Annotated in this window: 15 protein-coding genes; all 15 read left to right on the top strand. The window is 40.4% G+C overall.

Going from position 1 to position 16,825, the window contains the following annotated elements; all coding sequences use genetic code 11:
• The first annotated feature begins 7 nt into the window (after positions 1 to 7).
• A complete protein-coding gene (gene gap, locus DBR11_RS27765) occupies positions 8 to 1,003 on the top strand; it encodes a type I glyceraldehyde-3-phosphate dehydrogenase (RefSeq protein WP_108555787.1) in 996 nt (331 codons plus the stop codon).
• On the top strand, positions 996 to 1,427 hold the full coding sequence (locus DBR11_RS27770) for a GNAT family N-acetyltransferase (RefSeq protein WP_108555788.1): 432 nt from the start codon (positions 996 to 998) through the stop codon (positions 1,425 to 1,427). Before gap ends, DBR11_RS27770 begins: the two co-directional genes overlap by 8 nt.
• The gene (gene pgk, locus DBR11_RS27775; protein ID WP_108555789.1) at positions 1,424 to 2,617 is read left to right on the top strand and encodes a phosphoglycerate kinase; all 1,194 of its coding nucleotides are present in this window, start codon (positions 1,424 to 1,426) and stop codon (positions 2,615 to 2,617) included. Before DBR11_RS27770 ends, pgk begins: the two co-directional genes overlap by 4 nt.
• Before the next feature lie 236 nt (positions 2,618 to 2,853).
• On the top strand, positions 2,854 to 3,327 hold the full coding sequence (gene mraZ, locus DBR11_RS27780) for a division/cell wall cluster transcriptional repressor MraZ (protein WP_108555790.1): 474 nt from the start codon (positions 2,854 to 2,856) through the stop codon (positions 3,325 to 3,327).
• The gene (rsmH, locus tag DBR11_RS27785; RefSeq protein ID WP_108555821.1) at positions 3,317 to 4,222 is read left to right on the top strand and encodes a 16S rRNA (cytosine(1402)-N(4))-methyltransferase RsmH; all 906 of its coding nucleotides are present in this window, start codon (positions 3,317 to 3,319) and stop codon (positions 4,220 to 4,222) included. Before mraZ ends, rsmH begins: the two co-directional genes overlap by 11 nt.
• Complete coding sequence (locus DBR11_RS27790; RefSeq protein WP_108555791.1) at positions 4,219 to 4,641, top strand: FtsL-like putative cell division protein; 423 nt, start codon at positions 4,219 to 4,221, stop codon at positions 4,639 to 4,641. The genes rsmH and DBR11_RS27790 overlap by 4 nt, the downstream gene beginning before the upstream one ends.
• A complete protein-coding gene (locus DBR11_RS27795; protein WP_108555792.1) occupies positions 4,631 to 6,727 on the top strand; it encodes a penicillin-binding protein in 2,097 nt (698 codons plus the stop codon). Before DBR11_RS27790 ends, DBR11_RS27795 begins: the two co-directional genes overlap by 11 nt.
• A 1-nt stretch (position 6,728) precedes the next feature.
• On the top strand, positions 6,729 to 8,186 hold the full coding sequence (locus DBR11_RS27800) for a UDP-N-acetylmuramoyl-L-alanyl-D-glutamate--2,6-diaminopimelate ligase (RefSeq protein WP_108555793.1): 1,458 nt from the start codon (positions 6,729 to 6,731) through the stop codon (positions 8,184 to 8,186).
• Positions 8,186 to 9,433: a phospho-N-acetylmuramoyl-pentapeptide-transferase gene (mraY, locus tag DBR11_RS27805; RefSeq protein WP_108555794.1), complete on the top strand. Its 1,248-nt coding sequence runs from the start codon at positions 8,186 to 8,188 to the stop codon at positions 9,431 to 9,433. Before DBR11_RS27800 ends, mraY begins: the two co-directional genes overlap by 1 nt.
• On the top strand, positions 9,433 to 10,776 hold the full coding sequence (gene murD, locus DBR11_RS27810) for a UDP-N-acetylmuramoyl-L-alanine--D-glutamate ligase (RefSeq protein WP_108555795.1): 1,344 nt from the start codon (positions 9,433 to 9,435) through the stop codon (positions 10,774 to 10,776). Before mraY ends, murD begins: the two co-directional genes overlap by 1 nt.
• Positions 10,777 to 10,780: 4 nt before the next feature.
• Positions 10,781 to 11,974, top strand: a complete 1,194-nt coding sequence (locus DBR11_RS27815; RefSeq protein ID WP_108555796.1) for an FtsW/RodA/SpoVE family cell cycle protein — start codon at positions 10,781 to 10,783, stop codon at positions 11,972 to 11,974.
• A gap of 11 nt (positions 11,975 to 11,985) precedes the next feature.
• Positions 11,986 to 13,098: an undecaprenyldiphospho-muramoylpentapeptide beta-N-acetylglucosaminyltransferase gene (gene murG, locus DBR11_RS27820; RefSeq protein WP_108555797.1), complete on the top strand. Its 1,113-nt coding sequence runs from the start codon at positions 11,986 to 11,988 to the stop codon at positions 13,096 to 13,098.
• Positions 13,099 to 14,454 carry a UDP-N-acetylmuramate--L-alanine ligase gene (gene murC / locus DBR11_RS27825; RefSeq protein WP_108555798.1) on the top strand — a complete coding sequence of 452 codons (1,356 nt, stop codon included), beginning with the start codon at positions 13,099 to 13,101 and terminating at the stop codon, positions 14,452 to 14,454.
• Positions 14,447 to 15,397, top strand: a complete 951-nt coding sequence (locus DBR11_RS27830) for a cell division protein FtsQ/DivIB (protein WP_108555799.1) — start codon at positions 14,447 to 14,449, stop codon at positions 15,395 to 15,397. The genes murC and DBR11_RS27830 overlap by 8 nt, the downstream gene beginning before the upstream one ends.
• A gap of 29 nt (positions 15,398 to 15,426) precedes the next feature.
• A complete protein-coding gene (gene ftsA / locus DBR11_RS27835; protein WP_108555800.1) occupies positions 15,427 to 16,788 on the top strand; it encodes a cell division protein FtsA in 1,362 nt (453 codons plus the stop codon).
• Positions 16,789 to 16,825 lie beyond the last annotated feature (37 nt).

A 16,825-nucleotide genomic window follows, 5' to 3' on the forward strand; every position in this document is an offset into this window, starting at 1 on the left:
TGTGTTCATGAAGATAGCGATAAATGGTTTCGGTAGAATCGGGCGTGTTTTCCTACGTACGGCAATAGATAGAGGGGTTGATGTGATTGCGATCAATGATCTGGCAGACCCGGCAACCCTTGCACATCTGTTTAAATATGATACCGTACATCGTGGGTTTAAAGGTGAAGTCTCTTTTGATAAAGAAGCGCTGCTGATTAATGGTAAGCGGATTTTGGTATATTCCAATCCAAATGCAAATGAACTGCCCTGGGCTGAATTAGGAATAGATCTGGTATTAGAGTCTACCGGTAAGCATACCTCAAGGACAGCAGCGTCATTGCACCTGCAGGCGGGAGCGAAACAGGTATTGATTTCAGCACCGGCATCAGATAAAGATATTCCAATGGTGATACTTGGTGTAAATGATGAGGAAATTGATCTGAAAGCGGATGTGATTTCCAATGCTTCCTGTACGACCAATAATGTAGCGCCAATGGTTAAGGTGCTGGATGACAATTGGGGAATATTAGATGGCTATATTACAACCGTACATTCGATGACTGGGGATCAGAATTTGCATGATGCACCACATAAAGATTTAAGAAGGGCGCGCGCAGCTTCTGCTTCTATAATACCTACTTCTACAGGGGCGGCGAAGGCGATTACACATGTTTTTCCTCATTTGGACGGGAAACTCGGCGGAGCCGGGATCAGAGTACCGGTCTTGAATGGTTCTTTGACTGATTTTACCTGTATTTTAAAGAATCCTACAACTATTGAAGAAATTAATGCAGCTTTTAGAAAAGTTTCTGAAAATGAGATGAGTGCTATTCTGGAATATACAGAGGATCCGATTGTTTCTGTTGATATTTTAGATAATCCCCATTCTTGTATTTTTGATGCCCAGTTAACTTCTATTGTTGGAGATTTGGTTAAGGTTGTTGGCTGGTACGATAATGAATCAGGTTATTCTGCGAGGCTGGTGGATCTGGTTTTAAAAATTGCTGAACTTTATGATTAAATTAATTACGGATAAAGATACGCTATCACTAAGGAGTACAGTGCTTAGAAATGGTGCCTCTGAGGATGATTGTATTTTTCCTACTGATGGCGAGGGGTTTCACCTTGGGAGATTTGTGAAAGAAAAGCTGGTATGTATTGCCACGTTCTTTCCTGAAGATTATCCGGATCAGGGGGCGGGTGGATATCGCTTAAGAGGAATGGCAACAGATTCTGCTTTTGCAGGCAAAGGTTATGGAGCTCAAATTATAAATTTTGCAATAGATAAGCTAATAGCTGAGAATGCTTCTTATATTTGGTGCAACGCACGCAGTTCTGCGGTTGGCTTTTATAAAAAACAGGGATTTGAATTGATCTCTGATGAATTTGAGGTCCCGGGAATAGGTATGCACTTTAATATGATGTACAACTTAAATAGAATATGAAGACAATAGACCAATGCGATTTTAACGATAAAAAGGCTCTTGTAAGGGTAGATTTCAATGTGCCTTTGGATAAGGATTTTAATATTACAGATGATAAAAGGATGCGTGCTGCATTACCTACTATTAACAAGATTTTAAATGATGGTGGTGCTGTAATCTTGATGTCTCATTTAGGAAGACCAAAGGGTGGTCCTGAAGATAAATATTCTTTAAAACATATTCTTGGTGATCTTTCCAGGATGCTGGATCTGGAGGTGAAATTTGCTGATGATTGTATTGGTGAATCAGCTGTTGAAAAAGCGAAAAATCTGGAGCCGGGACAAGTATTGTTGTTAGAAAACCTTCGTTTTTACAAAGAGGAGGAAAAAGGAGATCGTGATTTTGCAGAAAAATTGGCCAGATTAGGTGATGTTTATGTAAATGATGCTTTTGGTACAGCTCATCGTGCTCACGCATCTACTGCAATTGTTGCTGAATTTTTTCCTCATGCCAAGTACTTTGGTTACCTGATGGCTGAAGAATTGAAAAATGCCGAAAAAGTAAATCACGGCGCTGTTAAGCCTTTCACTGCTATTATGGGTGGCGCTAAAGTTTCAGATAAAATTTTGCTGATTGAAAGTTTGCTTGAAAAAGTTGATAACCTGATCATTGGAGGCGGTATGGCTTATACTTTTGCTAAAGCACAGGGTGGTGAGATCGGTACCTCACTTCTTGAAGAAGATCGGATGGCATTGTGTTTAGAATTGATGGAAAAGGCTAAGGCAAAAGGTGTTAACCTTGTTTTGCCGGTGGACACAGTCATTGCTGATAAATTTGATAATGAGGCTCAAAAGAAGGATGTAGATTCTGGTCAGATCCCTCAGGATTGGATGGGATTGGATATTGGTCCAAAATCTATTGCCTTGTTTTCTGATATCATCAAAAATTCTAAGACATTGCTTTGGAATGGTCCTATGGGAGTTTTTGAAATGGATAATTTTGCTCATGGAACACGTGCTATTGCGGATGCGGTTGTTGCTGCAACGCAGGATAATGGTGCTTTTTCCCTTATCGGGGGAGGTGATTCTGCAGCTGCGATTGCTAAATTTAATCTGGAAGATCAGGTGAGTTATGTGTCTACCGGTGGTGGCGCATTGCTGGAATATATGGAAGGAAAGGAATTGCCTGGTGTAAAGGCAATTAATTCTTAATTTGGTAAGATTTACTTTTTATTAAATTATTCTGATTGTCAGAGATATTTATTATAGGCGTCTCGGTTTTTCCGAGATGCCTGTTTTGTTTTTACCACTTGCTGTACAGCCTGTAAGGTGCTAGAATAGAAGAAAATGGTAAAAAACACCTATGTTGAAAACTTTTTGTGGTAGAATGTGGTAAAAAGTGGTAGAAGTACCTATTTTTACACTACATAAAAAGTGTACATATTATAATGGTTCAATTGTTAGGAGAATTTGATTGTAAGTTAGATGCGAAAGGCCGACTGATGGTCCCTTCGAATCTAAAGAAACAATTGCCTAATGTTGAGCAGGAAGGATTGGTTGTTAACAGGGGTTTCGAGAAACATCTTGTCATCTATCCGAAAAAAGTGTGGGAGGGAATCGTGGAAGATTTGAGTAAATTAAATCCTTATGAACAGAAAAACAGGGAGTTTATCCGTTATTTCACCAGAGGTGCGACAGAACTAAGCCTGGATGCGACAGGAAGAGTAAATCTTCCAAAGTCATTACTGGAATCAGTAGGGATTTCTATTAATACGGAATTGGTGTTGGCTTGCCAGTTTGATAAAATAGAGGTCTGGTCTAAAACGGCTTACGATGCTTTGTTTGACCAGGAGCCGGAAAACTTTGCAAGCTTGGCTGAAGAGGTGATGGGAAATAAGAATAGGAGGGATGATGGAAAGTAATTATCATGTTCCAGTAATGCTTGAGGCTTGCCTTGAAGGTTTGAATATAAAACCTGATGGGGTTTATGTTGATGTTACCTTTGGTGGCGGTGGGCATTCCAGAGCGATTCTTGAAAAATTAGGGGAAAATGGGGTGTTGATCGCATTTGATCAGGATCCAGATGCTCAAAGAAATAAAATTAATGACCCAAGGTTTTTGTTTGTTGATCAGAACTTTGCCTTTTTAAAAAATAACCTGAGGTTATTAGGGTACAGACAAGTGGATGGAATTCTGGCAGATCTAGGTGTTTCTTCTCATCAATTCAATGAACCAGAAAGAGGTTTTTCTACCCGTTTTGATTCTTCATTGGATATGAGGATGGATAAGCAGGGTAAGTTGACAGCGGCAGATGTCTTAAATACTTATGCTGAGGAAGATCTGCATAAAATATTCGGGATTTATGGAGAGGTGAAAAATGCAAAATCCCTGGCCAGAACTATTGTCACTGCAAGGGCATCGGCTCCAATTATAACTCTAGCTGAATTTAAGAAAACGATTGCGGCACACATTCCTAAAGGGAAAGAACATAAATATATGGCGCAGGTTTTTCAGGCCTTGCGCATTGAAGTGAATGGAGAGATTGATGTGCTGGAGCGTTTTCTGGAGCAAACGGCAGATGTCATAAAGCCTGGCGGCCGCCTGGTGGTGATGTCTTACCATTCGCTGGAAGATCGCCCTGTAAAGAATTTTATTGCAAAAGGGAAGTTCAGAGGAGAGGTGGAAAAAGACTTTTATGGGAATCAGCAAAAGCCTTTTAATGTGATTACACGAAAGGCGATTATGGCAGATGAAGAAGAGCTGGTGAGGAATACCAGATCCAGAAGTGCAAAACTTAGAATCGGAGAAAGAATATGAGTAACCGCTTCAGAGAAGATATAGAGGAAGAAGAGCCAGAGCCGGAAGAAGAGCCGGTGTTGAAGGTAAAAAAGGAAAAGGTAAAAAATACGGAAAGTGGAAGGACGTTTTTTACAAAGCTTTTTACTGAAGGCGTAGTGACCAAGGAAGCTGCAACGGAGATGTTGCCGTTTTTGTTGTTTATATCCTTTTTGTGTATGCTGTATATAGCAAACAGTCATATGGCTGTAAAGAACATAAGAAGTATAGATAAATTAAATAAAGAAGTAAAAGAACTAAGCTGGGAGTATAAGTCTTTAAAAGCAGATCTGATGTTTAAAAGCAAACTGACGGAAGTGGCTAAAAAGGTAGATACTCTTGGTATAAAAGAATTAACGGCGCCGCCGAAAAAAATTGTAATAGGTAACGATGAACATTAGAGCGAACATATTATTGCGTGTTTATCTGGCTTTTGGCCTGATTGTACTGTTTGCCGTGGCAGTACTGATCAGGCTATGCGATGTACAGTTTGTGGAGGGACATAAATGGCGTGCCATGGCCGACAGTCTCTCTACAAAGTATGTCAATGTGGAGGCGGCACGCGGTAATATTTATTCTAATGACGGAAGTTTGCTGGCTACCTCTGTTCCTGAGTACGAACTTAGAATGGACTTGTATGCGGGTGGTATAGAAGACCGAGATGTTTTTAATGGAAAGGTGGATTCGCTGGCCCTGCGTCTGTCACAGTTTTTTCAAGACAAAACACCTAAGGAATATTCAAGATACCTGCGGTCTGCAAGGCGGGATAGTGTTCGCTATCTGTTGATAAAACGTAAGGTGAATTATCAGGACCTGAAGACAATAAGGACATTTCCTTTATTTAATATAGGTAAATATAGTGGCGGACTAATCGCTATTCAGCAGAACAAAAGGATTCTGCCGTTTAAATCGCTTGCTGCAAGGACAATTGGCTATAAGAATGAGAATGTGGCTAATGGTGTCGGTCTGGAAGGGACTTTCGGGAATTATATCAATGGAGAAAGCGGAAAAAGATTAGTGCAACGTATTGCCGGAGGGGTTTGGATGCCTGTGAACGATGAGGCAGAGATCGCACCAAAAGAAGGTGCCGATATTATTTCCACTATAGATATTAATATGCAGGATCTTGCACAAAGTGCTTTAGAGAAGCAATTAATTGCGAGTGATGCAGATCATGGATGTGTAATCTTGATGGAGGTTGCAACAGGAGAAGTGAGGGCAGTGGCTAATTTTACCAAAGTGGCTAAAGGAGAGTATAAAGAAACCTTTAATTATGCTATCGCAGGAAACCAGGATCCGGGCTCGACATTTAAAGTGGCCTCATACATGGCCTTGCTGGAAGATAAAAAAGTAGATACCAATACGCTTGTGGCTACTGGGAATTATAAAATCCCAGGACATATGATTAAGGACTCTCATGGTAGTATTGGCGTGGTTACGGTGAAAAAAGCATTTGAAGAATCATCTAACGCGGCTATTGCCCAAATGGTGGATCAGCACTATAAAGACAATCAGGCACAGTTTACTGATCATTTGTATGATTGGCACTTAAATGAGAAATTACGGCTCCAGATTCCTGGAGAAGCACAGCCGGTAGTTAAAAATCCGAAAAATAAAAGCTGGAATAAGAATATGACGCTGCCTCAAATGGCTTATGGTTATGAAATGCAGTTAACACCTTTAAAGATGCTTTCTTTCTACAATGCTATTGCTAACAATGGAAAATACATCGCGCCAATCTTTGTGAAAGAAATCAGGAGATTAGGAAATCCTATTGAGCAGTTCAAGGCCCGTGTAGTTAATCCTAAGATCTGCTCTGATGAGACCATGAAAAAAATGCATGCCCTGCTGGAGGGAGTGTTTACAGAAGGAACAGGAAAAAGCTTGGCCTCTCCTTTCTTTAGAATTGCTGGTAAAACAGGAACTGCACAGGTAGCAGACGGCAATAAAGGTTATAAAGCTAAAAAGCAATATCAATCTTCTTTTTGTGGTTATTTCCCTGCAGATCATCCTAAGTATTCTTTAATCGTAGTCATTAATGATCCTAAAGGTACTTATTATGCGGCATTGGTTGCGGGTCCTCCTTTCAGAGAGATTGCAGACCGGATTTATGCCAGTGACATGCAGATGTATAATGAAGTTTCAGACCGGTTGGTTGGAAATACAAAAAGTCCGGAAGCAAAGTCAGGACAGACCAAAGATGTTAAAAGAGTATATAATGCTTTTGGTATTAAAGCCTTGTATGCTGCTAAATCAGACTATTTCAATAGTGTGGATACCAGTAATGGAATCGTGTATGAGGAATACAGTGCAGTTAAAGGAGCAATGCCGAATGTGAATGGTATGGGCTTAAAAGATGCATTATACTTAATTGGTAATGCCGGGTTAAAAGCACAGGTTAAAGGTAGTGGAAAAGTGGTGAGTCAATCGATTCCCGCAGGAAGTAAAATTGGAAAAGGATTATCAGTACAAATAGAATTGAAATAAAATGCAGTTGCAGGAAATATTATATGGAGTAGCTATAACAGAACTGGTTGGATTAACCAACAGGGAGGTTAGCGCACTAACATTTGATTCCCGTCAGGTGGCGAAAGGATCAGTATTCTTCGCTATTAAAGGAACCTTGTCTGACGGACATTCCTATATTGCCCAAACTGTTGAGGCAGGTGCGGAGGTGATCGTTTGTGAGCAGATGCCATCGGAATTAAAAGAAGGAATAACCTATATACAGGTAGAGGATTCGCATATTGCTTTAGGCAAAGCGGCATCCAATTTTTATGAGCATCCTTCAGCTGGATTAAAGCTGATTGGAATTACAGGAACAAATGGTAAAACGACCATTGCTACATTGCTGTTTAAATTGTTCCGTGCTTTGGGTTATAATGTAGGCCTAATTTCAACTGTTCAGAACCAGATTAATGAGGAGATTATTTTGGCGACACATACCACACCGAATCCAATTGCATTGAACGAGTTGTTGCAAAACATGGTGCGTAGCGGATGTGATTTTTGCTTTATGGAGGTAAGTTCCCATGCCGTTGCACAGCATAGAATTGAAGGCTTGGATTTTACAGGAGGAGTGTTCTCTAATATTACACACGATCACCTGGATTTTCATAAAACATTTGAGAATTATCTGAAGGCCAAAAAGGCATTTTTTGATGCTCTGCCTAAATCTGCATTTGCCTTGACAAATGCAGATGACAAGAACGGAATGGTCATGCTGCAAAATACCAAAGCTTTAAAGAAAACTTATGCATTAAAGCAATTGGCTGATTTTAAAGCAAGAATTATTGAAAATAAATTTAGCGGGTTAAACCTGGATATTGATCATGTTGATGTTTTCTTTAAACTTGTAGGCTCTTTTAATGCTTATAACCTCTTGGCGGTATATGGAACAGCAGTTTTACTGGGTGAGGATAAATTTAATGTTCTGACTCTATTAAGTAATCTTACTGGTGCTGAGGGGCGTTTTGACTATGTAAGTAATAAACTCAACATCATTGGCATTGTAGATTATGCACATACGCCAGATGCTGTGCAGAATGTATTGAGTACTATTCATGATATTAGAAAAGGAACAGAGCAGGTCATCACGGTGATTGGTTGTGGTGGCGACAGGGATAAAACAAAACGTCCGATTATGGCGCAGGTCGCTTGTGACTGGAGCGATAAAGTAATTCTAACTTCAGATAATCCCAGAACTGAGGACCCGCTTTCTATTGTGCAGGACATGGAGGCTGGTGTTTCGCCAACAAACAGACGTAAAACCCTGACTATAGTTGACAGAAAGGAAGCCATAAAAACGGCCTGTCATTTGGCTAAGCCTGGAGATATTATTCTTCTTGCTGGAAAAGGTCACGAAAAATACCAGGAAATAAATGGTGTAAGGCATCATTTTGATGATAAGGAAATATTATTGGAACAACTAAACCTCATTAGCTAATGTTATATCATTTGTCAGAATATCTTCGCCAGCATTATGATATCCCTGGATTAAGGTTGTTTCAATACATTACCTTCAGGACTTCTCTTGCCATTATTATTTCCTTAATCATAACGACAGTTTATGGTAGAAGGTTGATCAATTACCTGCAGAAAAAGCAGGTAGGAGAAACGGTCAGAAATCTTGGATTGGAAGGGCAGATGCAGAAGCAGGGAACGCCAACGATGGGAGGGCTTATTATTTTATTAGGTATTTTAGTTCCAACATTATTATTGGCTAATTTGACCAATGTATATGTTATCCTGATGATTGTGACCACGGTGTGGATGGGTGCTGTAGGTTTTCTTGACGATTATATTAAAGTCTTCAGGAAGAACAAAGAGGGGCTGGCTGGTAAATTTAAGATTGTTGGCCAGGTTGGATTGGGCTTAATTATTGGCTATACTATGTATTTTAACCCTAACATTGTAGTCCGTCAAACTGTTTCGGAGACAGAAAAACCGACTTCCACCGCTCCAATCATATTAAGAGAAAAAGGCGGGAGTTACTATTATACCCAGGATGTAAAATCTACGAAAACAAATGTTCCTTTCTATAAAAAGAATGAGTTTGACTATGCTAAAGTATTGAAATTCACAGGAAAGGGTTATGAGAAATACGCATTGGCTGTATTTCTGTTGTTTACTGTGGTGATTATTACGGGCGTATCCAATGGTGCTAATATTACAGATGGAATTGATGGCCTGGCTACGGGGACCTCAGCTATTATAGGCATAACGCTTGGCTTATTGGCTTATGTGTCTGGTAATACGGTGATTGCAGATTACCTGAATATCATGTATATACCGAATTCAGGTGAATTGATGATTTTTGCCGGTGCTTTTGTAGGAGCCTGTGTTGGCTTCCTGTGGTACAACTCTTATCCAGCCCAGGTATTTATGGGAGATACAGGAAGCTTGGCTATCGGTGGTATTATTGCAGCTTTTGCTATTATGATCAGAAAAGAGTGGCTGATCCCTGTACTTTGTGGTGTATTTCTGATTGAAATACTCTCTGTTATGATACAGGTAAGTTATTTCAAATATACAAAAAGGCGTTTTGGAGAAGGCCGGAGGGTCTTTTTAATGTCTCCTTTACATCACCATTACCAGAAAAAAGGTTATCACGAAGCTAAGATCGTGACCCGTTTCTGGATCATCAGTATTTTACTGGCTATTATCACTATTGTAACCTTAAAAGTAAGATAATGGAAAAGCACAGGATCGTAATTTTAGGAGCAGGAGAAAGTGGAGTAGGTGCAGCAACCCTTGCCAGGAAGCAGGGTTTTGATGTTTTTGTATCCGATCTTGGACCTATTGCCGAACGCTATAAAACGATGCTGGAGGATCTGGGTGTTTCATTTGAAGAAAAGCAACATACAGAGGAATTGATACTAAACGCAACAGAGGTGATCAAGAGTCCCGGTATTCCAGGAACGGTACCTCTGGTGAAGCAACTAAGGGCTAAGGGAGTTCCGGTAATTTCTGAAATAGAGTTTGCAAAACGTTACACTCAGGCCAAAACTGTTTGCATAACGGGTTCTAATGGGAAGACGACGACGACTATGCTTACCTATCATATTCTAAAAAGGGCTGGATTGAATGTTGGATTGGCTGGTAATATTGGTAATAGTTTCGCAGCGCAGGTGGCGACTGAAAATTTTGACTGGTATGTACTGGAGATTTCCAGTTTTATGCTCGATGACATGTACCAGTTTAAGGCAGATATAGCTGTCTTATTAAATATTACACCTGATCATCTGGATCGGTATGAATATAAACTGGCTAACTATGCTGCATCCAAAATGAGGATTGTGCGGAATCAGACTTCCGTGGATTACTTTATTTACTGTGCAGATGATGAGGAAACCCTGAAAGTTTTAAAAAACACAAGGGTGGAGTCCAAACAATATCCTTTTTCGATCCGTAAAAAGATTGAAGAGGGGGCCTATTTAGAAGGGAACAACTTACACATCAATATAAACCAAGAGGATCAACTAACCATGTCTATTTCAGATTTAGCCTTGCAAGGCAAGCACAACATCTACAACTCTATGGCTTCGGGAATCGTAGCCAAAGTGCTGGATATCCGGAATGCAACCATTCGAGAAAGTATGGGCGATATCAAGAATATCGAACACCGACTGGAACATGTGGCCAAGATCTCTGGTGTTGATTATATCAATGATTCAAAAGCAACGAATGTAAACTCAACCTGGTATGCGCTCGAAAGTGTAAATCCACAGGTGATCCTTATTATGGGAGGAGTAGACAAAGGAAACGACTATGAGATGCTTCGTGAACTGGTACAGGGTAAGGTTAAGGCAATTATATGTCTGGGTAAAGATAATAAGCGGATACATGAGGCTTTTGAAGGTGATGTTGAGGTGATTGTAAATACATTCTCTGCACATGAGGCTGTACAAGTTGCTTATCATCTGGCTAAAAAAGGGGATACAGTATTGTTGTCTCCTGCGTGTGCAAGTTTTGATTTGTTTAAAAATTATGAAGACCGTGGAAATCAATTTAAGATGGCCGTGAAAGAACTATAAAGATATGAGAGCTGTTCAGACGCTTTTAGAAAAAACCAAAGGAGACAGATGGATCTGGCTGATCATCATTCTGTTGTCTCTGATCTCTATACTTGCTGTTTATAGTGCAACCGGTACGCTGGCCTATAAACAAGGGAAGACTGTAGAGAAGCTCCTGCTCACCAAGCACTTGATCTTTGTGGTGATGGGGATTGGTATGATCTATATTGCGCATTTACTGGACTATAAATACTATGCAGGAATATCTAAAGTGTTGATGGTCATAACTATTCCCTTACTGATCTATACACTTATTTTTGGAACGAACCTGAATGATGCTTCCCGTTGGGTGAAGATACCAATTATTGGTTTAACTTTTCAGACTTCCGATTTAGCGAAATTGGCATTGATTACATTCCTTGCCAGAACATTAACAAAGAAACAGGAGAATATAAAAGACGTAAAGAAAGCATTTATTCCTATCATGGCCTCTGTTTGCGCGGTGTTTGTTTTGATTGCACTTGCAAATATGTCCACTGCACTTATGTTGTTTGGCGTAAGTATATTGTTGCTGATCATTGGAAGAATAAGTATTAAACAAATTTCCATTGTTTGTGCAGGAGGTTTTGTCCTGTTACTTCTTGTTGCGATGTTAGGCCCAAGAAGAGAAACGTATAAGTCCAGGATCAATACTTTTTTACATCCTGAGATGCAGCATTCTGACAAAACTTATCAGGCTGATCAGGCAAAAATTGCGCTGGCTGCTGGTGGTGTATTCGGAAAAGGACCAGGAAATAGTACACAGCGTAACTTTTTGCCACACCCTTATTCGGATTTTATTTTTGCCATAATTGTTGAAGAATATGGACTTTTTGGTGCAATGATCATTATTGTGCTTTACCTGATTCTGCTTTACCGATGTATACGGATCGTCACGCAAAGCCCTAAAGCGTTTGGTGCTTTACTGGCAGCCGGACTGAGTTTTAGTTTAACCATTCAGGCATTTGCTAATATGGCTGTTGCAGTGGGTTTAGGTCCTGTTACGGGTGTACCGTTGCCTTTAGTGAGTATGGGAGGAACATCTATGATCTTCACCAGTATTGCATTTGGTATTATTTTAAGTGTAAGCAGGGATATTGAGGAAAATGGTAAAAAGGGCAAGGATATTGAAGAAGAAATTAATAACAAAGTTATTGTAGGTGAGATTCCTGCAATGTAATATTTAGAGAGATGAAACCAACAAAAATAATTATTTCAGGTGGCGGAACCGGGGGACACATCTTCCCGGCGATTGCGATTGCCAATGCGCTTAAGCGTATGGAGGAGGGCTGCGAAATTTTATTTGTTGGTGCAGCAGGCCGTATGGAGATGGAGAAAGTTCCGGCTGCAGGATATAAGATCGTGGGCTTGAATATTAGCGGAATGCAGCGAGGCTCGATACTGAAAAATCTTTCTTTGCCTTTTAAGATCATTGGAAGTCTGAATAAAGCTTTAAAACTGATCTCTGAATTTAAGCCGGATGTTGTAGTCGGCGTTGGTGGTTATGCTTCTGGACCATTATTATATGCAGCATCCTTAAAGGGTATTCCTTATTTGATCCAGGAACAAAATTCTTATGCGGGAATCACCAATAAATGGCTTGGGAAAAAGGCAGCCAAAATATGTGTGGCATTTGATCATATGGAGCAGTTTTTCCCTGCGTCGAAGATCCTTAAAACAGGAAATCCGGTACGGAAAGAAGCAGTAGATGTTTTTAATAAACATTTTGCGGGTGCAGAATTGCTGAAACTGGATCCTTTAAAGAAGACTATTCTGGTTACCGGTGGAAGTCTTGGTGCTGGAACATTGAATAAAAGTATAGAAAAACATTTACAAGAGATTCTGGATCAGGATGTTCAACTGATCTGGCAAACTGGAAAATATTATTATAAAGGAATTGTTGAGCGTTTGGGGGAGAATACCTATCCTCAGGTTAGGATCCTTGAATTTTTAAATAGAATGGACCTGGCTTATGCGGCGGCGGATGTGATCATTTCCAGGGCTGGGGCAGGAACTATCGCAGAACTTTGTCTGGTTAAAAAACCAGTAATCCTGGTGCCTTCACCGAATGTGGCAGAAGATCATCAGACTAAAAATGCGCTCGCGCTTGCGAAAAATAATGCCGCAATTATTATTACGGACCGCTCAGCAGAAGACACACTGGTTGATGAGGCGCTGTCTTTATTAAATAATACAGAGAAGTGTATTGAATTGTCGCTGAACATTGGCAAAATGGCTCTGGCGGAAGCAGATGAGCAAATCGCTGAAGAAGTTTTAAAGTTAGCAGGAAGGAGAATGAATTAAATGGAACTGGAAGCAATTAAAAGGGTATATTTTGTAGGGATCGGAGGAATTGGAATGAGTGCGCTTGCCCGTTATTTTGCTAAACGTGGCTGCCTGGTTTGCGGCTATGATAAAACCAGGACCAATCTCACTATCGACCTGGAGCGGGAAGGAATCTTGGTTTCTTACATGGATGATGATTCTGCTTTACCGGTAAGTTTTCATGAAAAACATGAAGATACTTTAATTGTATATACACCTGCTATCCCTAAGAATTCTGTGTTGATTCACTTTTTCAGGCAACGAGGGTTTGCATTGAAAAAACGCTCCGAGGTATTGGGAATAATCAGCAAAGGACAATTTTGTATTGCAGTTGCAGGTACACATGGTAAAACGACAACTTCCTCTATTGTTGCACACATTCTGACTCACAGCGGTTTTGGATGTACGGCTTTCCTGGGAGGGATAACGACAAATTATAACAGTAACTTTCTTTTAGGTGATAACCATGTAGTTGTAGTTGAAGCAGATGAGTATGACAGGTCATTTTTAACCCTTCATCCGGATCTGGCAGTGATTACTTCTATGGACGCTGATCATCTCGATATTTATGGTGATTCCTCAAATTTACAGGAATCCTTCCATTTGTTTGCTGGTCAGCTTAAATCAGAGGGTACTTTATTTGTAAAAGCAGGTCTGCCTATTACGGATGGAATTACTTATAGTCTGGATAAATATGCCGATGTAAGCGGGTTAAATATCCGGGTAGAACAGGCACATTTTGTGTTTGATTATCATTCTGAAGCGCAGAATATCAATGACCTGAACTTGATGTTGCCTGGTAAACACAATGTGGAAAATGCGGTTGCAGCCATTTCTGTTGCCTTAAAACTAGGGATTTCCCCTGAAAAAATAAAAGAGGCGGTGGCTACTTTTAAAGGCGTTAAAAGGCGGTTTGAGTATATTGTGAATTCTCCAGAGCATATTTATATTGATGATTATGCCCATCATCCGGAAGAATTAAAGGCTTGTTTTGATGCGGTTAGGCAATTGTACCCGGATAAAAAACTAACCGTTATTTTTCAACCTCATTTGTTTACCCGTACCAGAGATTTTGCAGATGATTTTGCACAGGTTCTTGGTACTGCAGATGATTTGATTCTATTGGATATATATCCAGCGAGGGAACTTCCTTTGGAAGGTGTAGACTCACAAATGTTACTGGATAAAATTGACCTGGCATCAAAAGCGCTTTACGGAAAAGCTGAGGTACTGGATGTGATTAAAAATAAACAGCCCGAGTTGCTTTTAACTGTCGGTGCCGGAGATATAGATACGATAATAAAACCTCTAAAAACAATATTGAGCCATGCTTAAAAGGATCAATTGGACATCAGTTTTGAAGGGGCTGGCCTGGGTAGTTTGCCTGGCCGGGGTGGTTGTGCTGATGAGTTTTGTGGGTGTAAAAAAGCACGCCGTGAAATGTACCAATGTGAAAATCTTAATACCGGGTGCAGATAATTTTATAGAGCGTGAAGAAATTGATGCGATTTTGAAGCAGAGTCAGGGAACATTAATTGGTAGGAAACTGGAAGGCATTAATCTGAACGACATAGAGCAAAAAATTAAATCCAATCCTTATATCGCTTTTGCTAAAATTTATGCAGACATGGATGGGGTGATTCACATTGAGATCAAGCAGAGGCAACCAATTCTAAGAGTGATCAATGCAGGTAGCCAGGATTTTTATATTGATAGAAACGGGCTTAAAATGCCGGTTTCAGCAAACTTTACTGCTAATGTACTTGCAGCTAACGGGGATATCAATGAGCCCTTTGGCGGCAGGTTGGATACCTTGAAAACACAGTTGGCCCAGGATTTGTACAAGACCGCATTGTTCATCAAAAGTGATACACTTTGGGATGCACAGATTGAGCAGATTTTTGTAGATGACAGGAAAGATATTGAACTGGTGCCGAGAGTCGGTAATCAGCGTATCATTTTAGGGAATGCAGATTCTCTGGATGTTAAGATGCGAAATTTGCTAACCTTTTATAAGAAAGCAATGCCTAAGGTTGGCTGGGATACTTATAAAACAATTAATATTAAATATACTAACCAAATTGTGTGCGAAAGAAACAAGCTGGATTCACTCGCACCTAAAGTATATAAAGCACCCGAAATACGGAGAGATAGTGCCCCCGCAACCAAGAAAGTTATAGACTCTATGGTGTTGGATGCTATTCTCCAGGAGGAGGGTGCAAAACCACCTCCGGCAGCAAAAACAAAAGTGAAAACAGATACCAAGAAAAACAAATAGTAATAAACTCAACAATCAATAATATAGTTATGGGCAAAGAAAAATCTACCATGCAGTCTCCAATAGTAGTAGGCCTTGACATTGGTACTACTAAGATCTGTGTGATCGTCGGTCGCAGGACGCAACACGGTAAAATTGAAGTACTGGGTATAGGGAAAGCAGAATCTGCGGGAGTAACACGCGGTGTGGTCTCCAATATTCAAAAGACAGTCCAGGGCATTTCTCAAGCTGTTGAGGTGGCTAGCGGGCAATCCAACGTAGAGATACGTGTGGTAAATGTTGGTATTGCGGGCCAGCACATCAAAAGCCTTCAGCACCGTGGGATCCTTACAAGAAGAGAGTTAAATAATGAAATAGGAAAAAAAGATATCGACAAGCTGATCGATGATATGTTCAAACTGGTTATGCCCCCGGGAGAAGAGATCATCCATGTCTTGCCGCAAGAGTTTACCATTGACAACGAACCTGGGGTCAAAGATCCGATCGGTATGGCGGGAGTGCGTTTGGAGGCGAACTTTCACATTATATCAGGACAGGTGACTGCGGTTAAAAATATTATGCGATGTGTGTCCAATGCTGGGCTGCAGACACAGGAGTTAATCTTAGAGCCTCTGGCTTCTTCCGAATCGGTGTTGAGCGAGGAGGAAAAAGAAGCTGGTATAGCTTTGGTTGATATTGGTGGTGGTACAACAGATATTGCGATCTTCCATGAGGGGATTATCCGTCATACGGCCGTGATTCCATTTGGTGGAAACAGCGTAACTGAAGATATACGAGAAGGTTGTTCTGTAATGAGGAATCAGGCGGAACTGTTAAAAACCCGGTTTGGTTCTTCGCTTGCAGAAGAAAATAAAGAGAACGAGATCATCTGTGTACCTGGGTTAAGAGGCCGGGAGCCGAAGGAGATTTCAGTAAAAAATCTAGCTTATGTGATCCAGGCCCGTATGGAAGAAATCATAGAGCACGTTTATTATGAGATCAAGTCATCAGGCTACGAGAAGAAACTGATTGGTGGGGTGGTGATTACCGGAGGCGGTGCTTTATTGAAGCATTTAGCTCAGCTTGTGGAATATGTAACTGGATTGGATTGCCGTGTAGGTTATCCAAATGAGCATTTGTCCAAATATGAAGACATGCCGAAGACGATCTATGATGATCTGAAGAGTCCAATGTACGCAACTAGTGTTGGTTTATTGATCAAAGGGATTCAGAAGGCCGAAGAGCTGATTGAGGAAATGAAACAACCAGGTGTCTATGTGGAAAAACAACAGGAAGTAAAAGAGAAAAGTAAGCGGAGCGGGGGTGGACTTTTTGATAAGTTATTGGCTAAAACTAAAGACTTTATCAAGGATGACATGAACGTGAGCGATGAAGATTATATTAAACCGTAATATTTTTCCACAAAACATGATTTTTCCACATTTCTAA

The sequence above is a fragment of the Pedobacter sp. HMWF019 genome (genome assembly GCF_003061025.1).
In the GTDB taxonomy this organism is placed as follows: domain Bacteria; phylum Bacteroidota; class Bacteroidia; order Sphingobacteriales; family Sphingobacteriaceae; genus Pedobacter.

What these genes read in the sequence shown, in the direction of transcription:
- gap (WP_108555787.1), top strand. Translation starts at nt 8, where the DNA reads ATGAAGATAGCGATAAATGGTTTCGGTAGAATCGGGCGTGTTTTCCTA.
- DBR11_RS27770 (WP_108555788.1), top strand. Translation starts at nt 996, where the DNA reads ATGATTAAATTAATTACGGATAAAGATACGCTATCACTAAGGAGTACA.
- pgk (WP_108555789.1), top strand. Translation starts at nt 1,424, where the DNA reads ATGAAGACAATAGACCAATGCGATTTTAACGATAAAAAGGCTCTTGTA.
- mraZ (WP_108555790.1), top strand. Translation starts at nt 2,854, where the DNA reads ATGGTTCAATTGTTAGGAGAATTTGATTGTAAGTTAGATGCGAAAGGC.
- rsmH (WP_108555821.1), top strand. Translation starts at nt 3,317, where the DNA reads ATGGAAAGTAATTATCATGTTCCAGTAATGCTTGAGGCTTGCCTTGAA.
- DBR11_RS27790 (WP_108555791.1), top strand. Translation starts at nt 4,219, where the DNA reads ATGAGTAACCGCTTCAGAGAAGATATAGAGGAAGAAGAGCCAGAGCCG.
- DBR11_RS27795 (WP_108555792.1), top strand. Translation starts at nt 4,631, where the DNA reads ATGAACATTAGAGCGAACATATTATTGCGTGTTTATCTGGCTTTTGGC.
- DBR11_RS27800 (WP_108555793.1), top strand. Translation starts at nt 6,729, where the DNA reads ATGCAGTTGCAGGAAATATTATATGGAGTAGCTATAACAGAACTGGTT.
- mraY (WP_108555794.1), top strand. Translation starts at nt 8,186, where the DNA reads ATGTTATATCATTTGTCAGAATATCTTCGCCAGCATTATGATATCCCT.
- murD (WP_108555795.1), top strand. Translation starts at nt 9,433, where the DNA reads ATGGAAAAGCACAGGATCGTAATTTTAGGAGCAGGAGAAAGTGGAGTA.
- DBR11_RS27815 (WP_108555796.1), top strand. Translation starts at nt 10,781, where the DNA reads ATGAGAGCTGTTCAGACGCTTTTAGAAAAAACCAAAGGAGACAGATGG.
- murG (WP_108555797.1), top strand. Translation starts at nt 11,986, where the DNA reads ATGAAACCAACAAAAATAATTATTTCAGGTGGCGGAACCGGGGGACAC.
- murC (WP_108555798.1), top strand. Translation starts at nt 13,099, where the DNA reads ATGGAACTGGAAGCAATTAAAAGGGTATATTTTGTAGGGATCGGAGGA.
- DBR11_RS27830 (WP_108555799.1), top strand. Translation starts at nt 14,447, where the DNA reads ATGCTTAAAAGGATCAATTGGACATCAGTTTTGAAGGGGCTGGCCTGG.
- ftsA (WP_108555800.1), top strand. Translation starts at nt 15,427, where the DNA reads ATGGGCAAAGAAAAATCTACCATGCAGTCTCCAATAGTAGTAGGCCTT.